A 12,306-nucleotide genomic window follows, 5' to 3' on the forward strand; every position below is an offset into this window, starting at 1 on the left:
AGGAGTTTTCCCTCTATGAAAAACCATATCATTATCGGTGCCGGAATACTTGGTGCTTCTACGGCTTATAAGCTTGCTCAAGAAGGTGAGAACGTCACGATTATTGATAGACAAGAACCAGGACAAGCCACTCAAGCTGCTGCAGGCATCATCTGCCCGTGGATCTCACAACGTAGAAATAAAGCCTGGTACGCCCTAGTAAAAGCTGGCGCAGCTTATTATCCAAAACTTATTCAGGACCTTGAGAAAGAAGGAGAATCAGATACGGGCTATGCACAGGTTGGCGCATTAAGCCTACATTCTGATGGTAAAAAACTAGACGAGATGGTTAAACGTGCGGAGAAACGTAAACTAGATGCCCCTGAAATAGGTGAAATTACTCGTTTATCGGCGCTAGAGGTTCAGGAGCTATTTCCACCGATTGCGGAAGGGTTAGAAGGTGTGCATGTTAGCGGAGCAGCTCGTGTTGATGGAGCTGCATTAAAAGACGCTTTATTACGATCAGCCAAACGAAATGGAGCAACCATTATCTATGGGGATGCGTCCATCCAAATCGATGATCAGGGCAAATCGAGTATTCTAGTTGATCAAACGAGGTATCACGCAGATTCAATCATTGTGACAGCTGGCGCATGGGCTGATACGTTGCTGGCTCCGCTAAATATTCAATTCAACGTAAAAGCTCAAAAAGCACAGATCGTACATCTTGAGCTTCAAGATCAGGAAACAAGTGAATGGCCCGTCATCATGCCTCAGGGAGATCAGTACCTTCTCTCCTTTCCAGATGGGCAGATTGTGGCAGGTGCAACACACGAGGATGAGGTTGGCTTTGATGAACGAGTCACGGCATCAGGCACGTTAGAATTGTTAAGCAAGGCACTTACTCACGCACCAGGACTTTCAGATGCATCTGTGAAAACAGTCAAGGTTGGCTTTCGTCCGTTTACCCCAAACTTTCTGCCTGTCATCGGTAGGTTACCAGGACATCCCGAGATTTTACTTGCAAACGGATTAGGTGCTTCTGGATTAACAATGGGACCTTACATCGGATCAGAGCTGGCTAAGATGGCTTTGGTACAAGATTCTTCGATCGACTTATCGCTATATGAGATATCTCAAGCCATTGAATGATCACACCCCTTCTTAAAGATATACGGAGAACACAAAAAAAGAGGTGCTGCAAAAGATGCAGTACCTCTTTTTTTCTTATTTTTGATCAAAAGCAATGAGTGCCTTCTCAAGCATTTCTAATCCATCATCAATTTGTTTCTCTGTCACCGTTAAAGGCGGGATCATTCGAATGACTTCACCATTTTTGCCACTGAAGTAAAAGAGCACGCCCTCATGTAAGGCAAGATCTAATATCTCCATAGCCGCTTCACCATCGCCTTCACCCGAAATCGGATCTATGATTTCAATTCCAATCATCAAACCAATTGAACGAACATTTCCAATGCGAGCATATTGCTTCTGAAGCTTCTCAAGCTGTTTGCGGGCATATGCGCCCACTACTTTTGTGTTAGTAAGTAAGTTTTCTTCTTTAATAACCTCAATTGTAGCTAAAGCTGCTGCACATCCTAGAGGTGTACCGCCAAATGTTGTTGCATGAGATCCTAGTGGCCATTGTTGCATTAATTTATGATTTGCTACCGTTGCACTTAATGGAATACCCGATGCAATGCCTTTAGCTACAGCCATAATATCAGGAACTACCTCTAAACTTTGAGAAGCAAACCACTCTCCCGTTCGGCCAAAGCCTGTTTGCACTTCATCAAAGATTAAGAGAATACCATGCTCATCACATAGTTGGCGAATACGCTGTAACCAAGATTTCGGAGGAATAATATATCCCCCTTCTCCAAGGACTGGCTCCAAGATCATACACGCTATCTCATTTGGGAGAGCCTGATGGGCAAATAATTGCTCTGCCGCAGCGTCTAGTTTTTTGATTGCATCTTCCTCAGAATCACCAGGCTGATAATAAGGTAATTGATAGGTTCCACTCACATGCTGATGCGAACGGTATTTACTTTTTGACGTACTAATTGCCATCGAACCAAGTGTTCGACCATGAAATCCACCAATGAAGGAGACAACAAAAGGTTTCTTCGTCACGTGACGAGCAAGCTTTAGTGCTCCTTCAATTGCCTCAGTCCCACTATTTCCAAAGAAAAAGCAATCTAGATCTCCAGGCATAATCTCAGCGAGCTCATCAGCCAGCTTTAAAATCGATTCATATTGAATCACACCAATTGGACCATGAGTCAAATAGTCTGCTGCAGCCTTAATCGCTGCAACAACTTTTGGATGTCGGTGTCCCACATTTGTTACGGCAATTCCTGATGTGAAATCAAGATACTTCTTACCGTCCACTCCCCAGTAATAGCAACCTTCTTCCTTCACAACAGGTAGGTTGGGATGATCCTTAGCCATACTAGGCGCTAAACGGATCGGCATCTTTTCACTTAATTCTTTCCAATCTGCTGACACCATCATCACATCCTTTTCTCTTTCACATCTTACAATTAAACACCCTTAAAAAACAAACAAATGAGCAATCAATACAACGATTGGCAACGTAATAATGGTTCGAATGATAAACATTAAGAACAGCTGACCTATGTTTACAGGTATGCTCGAACGGATCAGCATGACACCAATCTCAGACATATAAATTAATTGAGTAAGAGAAACGGCACCTACGACAAAACGTGTTAATTCACTTTCAATGTTCGAGCCAAGAATAGCCGGTAGGAACATATCGGCAAAACCAATTAACATCGCTGGCGCTGCTGTTGATGCTTCAGGTATTTGCATTAACTCTAATACAGGAATAAGCGGGTATGAAATAATCTGAAAAACCGGGGTGAAGTTTGCAATCATTAAAGCAATTGTCCCAATCCCCATGACAAGTGGTAGCATACCAAACCATATATCCATCGCATTAAATAATCCTTTTTTTACGAGAACAGTAGGTGATGGCACGTTTGATGCTTTCGCCACACCTTTTTGAAAAGCCCATTTTGGAATTGATGTGTTCTCAGGTACCTCTTCAACAATTTGTTTTCCAACCGGCTCATAATATCCATCCTTCATACGAGATAATGGAGGAATACGAGGACAGATAATTGCGGCTACACAAACCCCAACTAGTACGGTTAGATAAAATGGTGGAAACAGATTCTCAATATTTAGCATTCTAGCGACAATCAAGCTAAACCCAATTGACGTAATCGTAAAGTTTGTCACAATAATAGCAGATTCTCTCTTCGAATAATAACCTGATTCATATTGATTAATCGTAATAAGAATACTAACCATATTATTTCCCATCCATGAAGCCATCGAATCAACAGCTGCACGTCCAGGTAATTTAAATAGAGGTCTCATGATCTTCTGAGCTAGAGTACCTAGCCATTCCATTAGTCCAAATTCTATTAACAATGGTAACAGCATCCCCATCACAAAGGACCACACTGCTAGTACTGGAAGTAAGAAATATAATACTTCTTGGCCCGTTCCTGTACCAATAACCACTTCTGGACCTACTTCAAGTAACGTTAAAATGGCAAATACGGCTCCAAGACAGCGAATGAGAAGCCAAAACGGATGAATAACAAACAAACCCTTAAGGAAGGGTTGATTGACCATCCAACTTGGTTTTAACATTCCACCTATAAGTGCCCCAATACTTGATAGTAGTAAGACAACGACCAACAACTCTGTAATAAAACTACTTACGAAGTTTTCTATATTGCTAGATATGTACGCAATGATCACTGTCCATTGTCTGCCATCCCCAATTGGTAAAGGGATTAGAAATAATAGTGCCCCTATTATAGAGGGAATAAGAAATAATAACACGTGCTTTTTATGATTGCCTGTTTTTGTATCGATCATGATAACTCCCTTCAATTCAACTTATAAGATTACAGGATCACTTATAATTATGCAATACTTAATCACGGATTCTTAAAAAATATTGATTTCTCTTCTATTCATAGCGATAGATTTTCTGACGATATAGATTATATGGAGGGATTCAATTGAAAAATAAGAAATGGGTTTTAAATCGTATATCTACAAAACTAATTCTATTAATTATGACGGCTGTGATTGTAACTGGAGTGGTTATTGGTGGAGCAACTTACTTGCTGGCTAAAGAGCAACTAACCGACTCTGGTAAATTAGATATGAGAAATACTGTAGACGCTTCACTTTCAGTACTTGAATCATTGCAAGTTGATGTTGAAAGCGGTCTATTAACCTTAGAAGAAGCACAGGAGCGTGCACGTGTGCTCATTTCTGGTCCAAAAATAGACTCTGGTTATGATATCACCCAGTCTAACTTTTCTTACAAAAATGACGGGTATATGGTCGCTTATCTAGAAGACTACAATGTACAGCTTCATCCTACCTCTACAATCGATGAGATCCCTGAAGATACAACGGTTCAGGCAATGCTTGTAGGAAGCGCATTACATGATCAAGCAGAAGATCGTTACACAGAATATCAACGCAATCAGGATAACGGTGAAGTAATAAGTAAAATTGGATACATGACGTACTTTGAACCTTGGGGTTGGCATATTGGTATGACTGCAACAGAAAGCGAGTTCTACGATGAGATTCAAACACTAAGAAATATCGTATTGGGATTAACTGTCGTAATGATTCTAATAGCATTTCTTTCAGTGCACATTTTATCACGCAAAAAAATTAAATCTCTAGTTCTCATTGCATCATCATCTAATCAAATTGCAGCTGGTCACCTTACTCAAACAGAGCTTCCTGAAGGTGATGATGAAATTGGTCAGCTTGGTACAGCCTTTAATGATATGTCAAAGCAGCTACGTACATTAGTAAATAGCTTACAACAAAAAGGAAATCAATTACTTGATCAAGCAACAGATTTGTCTGCTATATCCGAAGAAACATCAGCAAGCAGTGAAGAAATCGTACGAGCTGTGAATGAAATCAGCGCCGGAACACAAGATCAAGCTACACACTTAGAACATACAAATAATCAAATTATAGAACTTAATACGTCTGTACAATCTATGAATGAGCAGAAAGAAACGATGAATACGTTAACCTCTCATTCATCAAAAGCAGTGAAAAAAGGGAAAGAAATCGTTCAAGCTCTTGAATCATCTAATGCTAACTCATTACAGGCATCCGATAAAATAAGCATTGGTATTACAAATTTATTTTTAAAGATCCAAGATATCTCCCGTATTACTGATGTCATTAATGGAATTGCAGAAGAAACAAATTTACTTGCATTAAACGCTAGTATTGAAGCAGCACGCGCTGGAGAACAAGGAAGAGGTTTTGCTGTGGTTGCAAGTGAAGTGCGGAAGTTAGCGGAGCAATCGAACGCCCGTACCATTGAAATTAGAGAAATGATTCATGGTATTGAGCAAGAAACAGAAAAAACAGTGATACTAATGGGTGAAACCTCAACGAATTCCGAGCAATTAAGCCAAGCAGTGAAACAAACTGCGACTGAATTTACGAATATTGAGCTGGCAATTGATGATACATCAACATCTATTACGTTGCTTGAAAAAGAGTTAAACCTAGTCACATCCTACACAAATACGATAGCAGAAGCGATTGAGCATGCATCCAGCGTCTCCGAAGAATCCGCTGCTTCAATTGAAGAAATCACGGCTTCTCTTGATGAACAAGGAAGAGCGATCTCAAATGTAGCGAAAACGGCTGAAGGATTAACTGATGTAAACCATCAGCTAAGTGAAGAGCTTTCATTCTATAAATAAAAAGGTTAAATCAAAGATCAATATGTAGTAAGGCCGTTAGCTTGCCCCCTCTCCCTTTAAGCAAAAGGAAAGGGGGCCTTATTTATAGTGTTACTCTCAATTGAAGATGTGATAAAGTCTATTCTATCTCTTCAATAAGGTGCTTCAATTTTTCCATGTCATTTTTAATAGCTGCTTCAAGCTTCTGATTATAAAAGATAGAAGCTGGATGAAAAGTAGGAAAAATCGTATAAGTTTGCTCTGTTTCAACATAGTGATTGTCATCTAGAGAATGTAGCTTAAGTAGATGTGAGGTAAAAGCCGTTCCATGAATATCTATTAAGCGTTCTTTCATTCCTGTTAACCTTCGTAAGGCCACGCCACCTAATGTCACAATTATTTTTGGAGCTACATCCTCTATTTGTGCATCAAGTAAAGGCGCATGAGCAAGAATCTCTGATTGATTTGGCGTTCGATTGCCCCTTTGAGAAATGGGTTTATGTTGACCTGGCTTTAGCGATTTATAGGGTCTACTTCGAATAGCACTTGTTATATAGACATCGTCTCGAGATAAATTAAGCCAGTCAAAGTACTGATCCATCACCTTTCCTGCCTTACCAATAAACGGTTTGTTCTCAATTACTTCTTGACGACCAGGTGCTTCTCCAACAAACATAACCTGTGCGTTTAGATTACCTTCCCCCATCAGAAACCCTTCGCATGCATAAGGCTCCATTCTTTTGTTACATATCTCTATTAATTCCTCTGTCAATTTTCTCTTTTTGTCCAAAAGAATCCCTCCAAACAGTAAAAACCACCCATTTGTAGGTGGTGGTCTATCTCTATTTATTCATTGTTCATTACACATTGCAATGATCCGTTTCAGCTAATTGTTCACGTAGTCTTGCTCGTTCAATAATTAAGATCATTTGAGTAATGGACCGCTTTCTTAATTGCTCGTCACAAGATTCAACAAATCTTCTTTGTAAGCGCTTAACATCAGCAGTTTCAGCATCATTTAAAAATTCCAGGTGTCTCACCTGTAAGCTCCTCTCTGCTTTTAACTCTTTGCTTGACCTTATTCTAGTATAACTCATACATAGCTCAAACAAAAGCAAGGAAAGCAATTCGTTCTCGTTTATGAGACTTATTGCTTCCCTTATATTATATCCTTCTAATAATATATTAAACCTGACTATAAACCGTCTCACCTTTAATAATTGTTTGCTCAACCTTCGCCATCAAGTTAAATGGGGATTCTGTCCAGATCACTAAATCCGCATCTAAACCTGGTTTAAGTGAACCTACTTTATCCTCCAACCCTATATGGATTGCTGCCTGACTTGTAATAGCACGTAAAGCTGTTTCTTCAGACAAACCATGATTAACAGCGGTTTTAACTGTAGTTAATAGGTGATCAATCGTAATAACTGGATGATCTGTGGTTATAGCAAAAGGAATATTATTCTCTTCAAAAAGAACCATTGTATCCCATGCTTTGTTTGCAAGCTCTTGCTTCGATTTGGCAGACATTGTCGGTCCAACTGCTATCGGAACTGGATTTTCCACTAAGAAATCTATTAATAGATGTCCTTCTGTGCAATGCTCAATAGTGATGTCGATATCAAATTCCTTTTTGATTCGGATAATCGTGACAATATCATCTGCCCGATGTGCATGGACTCGGAGTGGAATTTCTTTACGGATAACCTTTGCTAATTGTTCCATCCCAAGGTCTCTCGTGTGAACCGTTTTATTAATCAAGCTCTCATTATAATCCTCTGCACGCATAAGTTCCTGACGAAGAAGACCCGCAACGCCCATACGGGTAACAGCTGCTTTTCCTTTTGATCCATGAATACGCTTAGGATTTTCTCCGAGAGCCGCTTTCATTCCCGATGGACTTTTTATCACCATTTGATCAGCCACAGTTCCAACAGTTTTGACAGCAACAATCTCGCCACCAATAACATTTGCGCTACCTGGTAACACTTGAACCGTTGTCACTCCATGTTTTATCGCTTCTGCAAACCCATTATCTTGTGGATTCAGTCCATCTAACGAACGAATATAAGGAGTAGAAGCCTCCGAGGTCTCATTAAAGTCATGCCCTGCATTACCCAATCCTTCTGAATGTACACCTAGATGAGTATGTACATCGATTAATCCTGGAGTCACAAATTTTCCTTCAAGATCTATGACCTCTGCATCACTAGGCACACTAATGTCTTCACCTATTTCAACAATTTCTGTTTGATTCACTAGAATTGTCGTTTTTTCTATGTACTGCTCGCCTGTCCATACTCGTGCGTTCACATATGCTTTCATGTTCAAGTGCACCCCTTATGTTCATTTATCATTACTTCGAGTTCCGAAGTATTCATTGGATTAAAGACTGACCTTCTATGAAAGTCAGTCTAATAGATTTACTTTTGCTCTGTATATTGTTTTAGTTCATTCATTACTTTCTCTGCACCTTCTGGACTAAGGATGATATGTCCATTAGCTAAAGAAATATTATCATCAGAACTTTCGCCAGTTACCATACACGCACGATACGGCTGATATTTCTCTAAGATAATTTGCTCTCCATCGACTAAAATAGCTAGAGGCGTTTTAATTTCAATTTCGAGCATATTTCTTAATTCTTTTGGAATAACAATTCTACCAAGCTGGTCTAACTTTCGTACGATTCCTGTTGATTTCATATTCATTCACGACTCCTTCTATTCAATCTGATCCGCATTCTTTGCTACAACAGAGGTACGATTACTAGAAAACGGAATGTTCTAAGTGACTTATTGTATGCCCTTTTATTTTATATCACATCTTTGGCTTTTAACAGAGGATTTAAGAAAATACTCTCTTAACAGCCGAAAGGTAGCAGGTTACTTACATTTTTTTCTTATTAAAAGTAAATTTCCTTTTAAATTGACTATTTGCTATTAGAATTGAGTCTTTAGGCTTATATGTATTGACTTACGTAACAACTACAAAAAAACTCTACCACATCATGTGATAGAGTTTTTCTATTAAGAAGCTGGATATACACTAACTTGCTTACGATCACGACCAACACGCTCGAATTTAACAACGCCGTCCACTTTCGCAAAAAGAGTGTCATCTCCACCTCTTCCTACATTCGTTCCAGGGTAGATACGTGTACCGCGTTGGCGAACGATGATGCAGCCACCTGTTACAGACTGACCATCAGCACGTTTAGTACCAAGACGCTTAGACTGAGAGTCACGACCGTTCTTTGTACTACCTACACCTTTTTTGGATGCGAAAAATTGCAGATTCATTTTCAACATGAAAATTCACCTCCTGTCCGTTATGGATATGAATGCTTCATATTCTTCTTCGATTGATTTAAGAGAAAGAACCATACCTTCAAGCAACAGCTGCACATCTCTATGCTGCTCCTGACTTAAAGACTCAGGCACTGTACAACTTAAATAACCTCCGTTATCCTGCATGTCAACAATAAGTTCTGTTTGGCATAACACCTGAACAGCATTTACTGCTCCAATTGAGACAGCAGAAGCTCCGGCGCACACTATATCATACCCATATGGGCCAGATTCAGCATGTCCCGACATTGAAAAAGATACAATGCGACCTGTTGAGTGTCGATTTATACTAACATTAATCATGTCTACCTCTTACACGTTAATAGCGTCGATCACTACTTTAGTGTATGGCTGACGATGACCTTGCTTACGACGGTAGTTTTTCTTAGCTTTCATTTTGTAAACGATGATTTTCTTGTCACGGCCATGTTTTTCAACTTTACCTGTAACTGAAGCACCTGCTACTAATGGAGCTCCAACTTTCGTTTCGTCTCCGCTAACAAAAAGAACTTTGTCAAACGTTACAACTTCATCAACATCTGCAAAAAGTTTTTCGATGTAAATCGTGTCTCCAGCTTGAACCTTCAACTGCTTTCCGCCTGTTTCAATAATTGCGTACATATCTGCACCTCCTTATATACTCAGACTCGCCATTTCAGGTAAGGAAAAAATCCTATTTGAACCTGTTCCGCGCGGTTGTAGTTCTTTGGGTGCAACCAAATCACTAACATTACCCATCATAGCACAATTAAAATTCCGAAGTCAATAAACATTTGAGTGCAATTATGCCTTTGAAACCTGCTTCAACATGCGTTGTACTTCTACTTCTTCCCCTACATATCGTATGTTATAGGTATGCGCATGACAGCTACTCTGATTGAGGCTATAAATTTGAAATCCTAAGGTCTCTTCTAATCGTGTCTTGTGTTCTTTCTGTTCACCAAATAATACTGTTTCAACTGTCTTCGGTAATTCTACAATGACGGCTTCCGCTTGGTCACGATATTCCCATAACTCGCGCTCAATTTGGAAGGCAAGTGCTTCTGGCGATAGCACCTTGCCCGTGCCATGACAAACAGGACAATCAGTCGTTAATTGATTTCTTAGATTTTCTTTTGCTTTCTTACGAGTGACCTCCATAAGTCCAAGACTAGTTAACCCTCTCACTTTTGTTTGGGTTCGATCTAGCCTTAGTTCTTTCTCTAAAGCTTTAGTCAATTTCTCTTTATGAGAATCCTTACGTACATCAATAAAGTCAATAAGAATAATACCGCCAATATCTCGAAGCCTCAATTGACGAGCAATCTCTTTGGCCGCTTCTAGATTGACCTTTAAAACCGTATCTTCAAGTGTTGACTTCCCAGTAAACTTGCCACTGTTTACATCTACAACCGTAAGGGCTTCAGTCTGATCAAATACTAGAAAGGCTCCACTCTTCAACCAAATTTGTCTCCGCATAGCTAAATCGAGTTGACGGTCTACACCATATTCAGTAAAGATATTCTCTCTTCCCCGATACAATGTAGTCTTGACATCCGGTAAATGAATTAGTGCTAACAGCTTGTCAATTCGTTGCTTCACATGAACCGTATCCACAATGATCTCGTCGATTCCCTCTGAGGCATAATCTCTCACGAGCTGCTCAACAAAGTTGGGAGCTTCCATGATGATGGAAGGGACAGGCTGAGTCTTAGCTCGCTCAAAAGCTTCCTGCCAATCCTTTCTTAACACATGTAATTCTTGGAGAATCGTTTCGTGCGATTCTTTTTCAGCGGCTGTTCTAATAATTAATCCCTCGGTTTGCTCCGTCCAACTCTCACCTAGTGCTCTCCAGCGTTCTCGACTTTCCATTGTTTGAAATCGTTTGGATACAGCAATATATTGGCTGTGAGGAAGGTAGACTAAGTGGTGCCCAGGTACAGCCACTACTCCATTTACCTTTGCGCCTTTTGAACCAATCTCTTCTTTTGTAACCTGAACAATTAATTCCTCACCCTGTTGGATATAGTGAGAAATACTTCGATTCTTTTTCTGTTCGATTTCCTCATCACTTACATAATAGCTAAGAATGTCATCTCGGTATAAATAGGCATTTTTTTCTCTGCCTATTTTAACAAAAGCCGCTTGCATGCCGGGTAATACCTTCTCCACTCTTGCTTTATAAATATTCCCTACTATTCGATCCTGGTTTGGATGGTCAATCATTAATTCTGTTATTTGAGTTCCCTCGATAACAGCCGCCCTTTTCTCACGAGTAGCTGTATTTAGTATCAGTTGCTTCAAAAAGAAGACACTCCCGTCTTTTACGTATCTTCCTTTATTGTACCTTAGTTCGAATGGAATTTACACGCGGAGGTTTATCAATCAAATCTTTAATTGGCTCTGTTAATTTGCGGTTAAACAGGGCTTGTAGGACATCTTTTTCTGTCACCTGCCCGTGCCCTGGTTGCATGGTAAAAAGATGACTATGCCCCCTCCTTAGAAGATTCACAGCATCTCGAACAATTAGGCTCGGTGATACAGTAAGTTCTGTTTCCGGAGAGTGAATAGTAGGTAACGCTTCTCGTTCTGTTAAAAAGCGCATAAACCGGTAATGACGCTGTTTCCATTCAAGATAATTGTTAATGACTAAAAAAAATAAGACAACATACAAATTCAAGTGAAAAGGCAAAAATAAGGTAGCTATACAAATCAAACATAAAGCTATAACTGAGCTGAATATAGAAGATTTATGAGCTTTCTTATAGGCCAAACGTTCCATAAACCAAAGTTGAACGAGTCTGCCCCCATCAAGTGGGAGGACTGGCAATAAATTAAAACAAAGAATGACGAGATTATGCCAAAGGAACAGTTCATGATTAGACTGCGACCAAATGGCTGTACCTGCAAAAAGATAGGATGCACCGATCATCCACACATGCTGCAATGGCCCCGCTAAGACTAACAGTACTTCCTGCTTAATTGGTTTATTGCCACTATCCTCAATTTCAGCTACACCTCCAAAAGGAAGTAGCTCGATCTTTCGGATTTTCCATCCATAATGAACAGCGACAGATGCATGACCAAGCTCATGAATAAACACGATGGCAAATAGCATGAGCGCCTCTCGAAAATAACCTGTGATGATTCCAATAGCAATAATAACCCAGAAAAATGGATTCAATCGAATAACCGAGATCAATGACCACATA

Annotated in this window: 13 protein-coding genes and 1 other annotated feature; of the genes, 2 read left to right on the forward strand and 11 right to left on the reverse strand. The window is 39.8% G+C overall.

Translation table 11 applies throughout. The annotated features are described in order from the left end of the window. Positions 1 to 15: 15 nt before the first annotated feature. Complete coding sequence (locus J2S05_RS13640) at positions 16 to 1,131, forward strand: NAD(P)/FAD-dependent oxidoreductase (RefSeq protein WP_306983698.1); 1,116 nt, start codon at positions 16 to 18, stop codon at positions 1,129 to 1,131. 75 nt (positions 1,132 to 1,206) lie between these two features. Here J2S05_RS13640 and J2S05_RS13645 read toward each other — a convergent pair whose 3' ends face one another. Both J2S05_RS13645 and J2S05_RS13650 read right to left on the reverse strand, forming a co-directional pair. After that, entirely contained in the window at positions 1,207 to 2,490 is a 1,284-nt protein-coding gene (locus tag J2S05_RS13645) for an aspartate aminotransferase family protein (RefSeq protein ID WP_306984161.1), read from the reverse strand. Positions 2,491 to 2,535: 45 nt separating this feature from the next. Next, the gene (locus J2S05_RS13650; RefSeq protein ID WP_306983699.1) at positions 2,536 to 3,900 is read right to left on the reverse strand and encodes a YjiH family protein; all 1,365 of its coding nucleotides are present in this window, start codon (positions 3,898 to 3,900) and stop codon (positions 2,536 to 2,538) included. A 146-nt stretch (positions 3,901 to 4,046) separates the two neighbouring features. On the opposite strand from J2S05_RS13650, the gene J2S05_RS13655 reads away from it, so the two are divergent. Next, positions 4,047 to 5,783: a methyl-accepting chemotaxis protein gene (locus J2S05_RS13655; protein WP_306983701.1), complete on the forward strand. Its 1,737-nt coding sequence runs from the start codon at positions 4,047 to 4,049 to the stop codon at positions 5,781 to 5,783. A 118-nt stretch (positions 5,784 to 5,901) separates the two neighbouring features. Here J2S05_RS13655 and J2S05_RS13660 read toward each other — a convergent pair whose 3' ends face one another. The 9 genes from J2S05_RS13660 to J2S05_RS13700 form a co-directional block, all read right to left on the reverse strand. After that, entirely contained in the window at positions 5,902 to 6,552 is a 651-nt protein-coding gene (locus J2S05_RS13660) for a uracil-DNA glycosylase (protein ID WP_306983704.1), read from the reverse strand. 70 nt (positions 6,553 to 6,622) lie between these two features. Next, a complete protein-coding gene (locus tag J2S05_RS13665; protein WP_306983706.1) occupies positions 6,623 to 6,802 on the reverse strand; it encodes a hypothetical protein in 180 nt (59 codons plus the stop codon). Between the two features lie 145 nt (positions 6,803 to 6,947). Further along, positions 6,948 to 8,090: an amidohydrolase gene (locus tag J2S05_RS13670; protein WP_306983707.1), complete on the reverse strand. Its 1,143-nt coding sequence runs from the start codon at positions 8,088 to 8,090 to the stop codon at positions 6,948 to 6,950. A 98-nt stretch (positions 8,091 to 8,188) separates the two neighbouring features. Then, positions 8,189 to 8,470 carry an AbrB/MazE/SpoVT family DNA-binding domain-containing protein gene (locus J2S05_RS13675; RefSeq protein ID WP_306984163.1) on the reverse strand — a complete coding sequence of 94 codons (282 nt, stop codon included), beginning with the start codon at positions 8,468 to 8,470 and terminating at the stop codon, positions 8,189 to 8,191. Positions 8,471 to 8,794: 324 nt separating this feature from the next. Further along, positions 8,795 to 9,076, reverse strand: coding sequence for a 50S ribosomal protein L27 (gene rpmA, locus J2S05_RS13680; RefSeq protein ID WP_306983709.1), 282 nt, complete (start codon positions 9,074 to 9,076; stop codon positions 8,795 to 8,797). Between the two features lie 6 nt (positions 9,077 to 9,082). Next, a complete protein-coding gene (locus J2S05_RS13685; RefSeq protein WP_306983710.1) occupies positions 9,083 to 9,418 on the reverse strand; it encodes a ribosomal-processing cysteine protease Prp in 336 nt (111 codons plus the stop codon). Positions 9,419 to 9,427: 9 nt separating this feature from the next. Then, positions 9,428 to 9,736 carry a 50S ribosomal protein L21 gene (gene rplU / locus J2S05_RS13690; RefSeq protein ID WP_251605498.1) on the reverse strand — a complete coding sequence of 103 codons (309 nt, stop codon included), beginning with the start codon at positions 9,734 to 9,736 and terminating at the stop codon, positions 9,428 to 9,430. 12 nt (positions 9,737 to 9,748) lie between these two features. Further along, positions 9,749 to 9,823: a sequence feature (ribosomal protein L21 leader region), on the reverse strand. Between the two features lie 75 nt (positions 9,824 to 9,898). Further along, a complete protein-coding gene (locus J2S05_RS13695) occupies positions 9,899 to 11,398 on the reverse strand; it encodes an Rne/Rng family ribonuclease (protein WP_306983713.1) in 1,500 nt (499 codons plus the stop codon). 34 nt (positions 11,399 to 11,432) lie between these two features. Next, on the reverse strand, positions 11,433 to 12,305 hold the full coding sequence (locus J2S05_RS13700; RefSeq protein ID WP_306984165.1) for a M50 family metallopeptidase: 873 nt from the start codon (positions 12,303 to 12,305) through the stop codon (positions 11,433 to 11,435). Between the last annotated feature and the right edge of the window lies 1 nt (position 12,306).

Source organism: Alkalicoccobacillus murimartini, from assembly GCF_030813245.1.
GTDB classification, from domain to species: domain Bacteria; phylum Bacillota; class Bacilli; order Bacillales; family Bacillaceae_D; genus Alkalicoccobacillus; species Alkalicoccobacillus murimartini.

Bases quoted from the DNA above. Each gene is read 5' to 3' on its own strand.
- J2S05_RS13640 (WP_306983698.1), top strand. From the start codon at position 16: ATGAAAAACCATATCATTATCGGTGCCGGAATACTTGGTGCTTCTACG.
- J2S05_RS13670 (WP_306983707.1), bottom strand. From the start codon at position 8,090: ATGAAAGCATATGTGAACGCACGAGTATGGACAGGCGAGCAGTACATA.
- rpmA (WP_306983709.1), bottom strand. From the start codon at position 9,076: ATGTTGAAAATGAATCTGCAATTTTTCGCATCCAAAAAAGGTGTAGGT.
- J2S05_RS13675 (WP_306984163.1), bottom strand. From the start codon at position 8,470: ATGAAATCAACAGGAATCGTACGAAAGTTAGACCAGCTTGGTAGAATT.
- J2S05_RS13700 (WP_306984165.1), bottom strand. From the start codon at position 12,305: ATGTGGTCATTGATCTCGGTTATTCGATTGAATCCATTTTTCTGGGTT.
- J2S05_RS13650 (WP_306983699.1), bottom strand. From the start codon at position 3,900: ATGATCGATACAAAAACAGGCAATCATAAAAAGCACGTGTTATTATTT.
- J2S05_RS13685 (WP_306983710.1), bottom strand. From the start codon at position 9,418: ATGATTAATGTTAGTATAAATCGACACTCAACAGGTCGCATTGTATCT.
- rplU (WP_251605498.1), bottom strand. From the start codon at position 9,736: ATGTACGCAATTATTGAAACAGGCGGAAAGCAGTTGAAGGTTCAAGCT.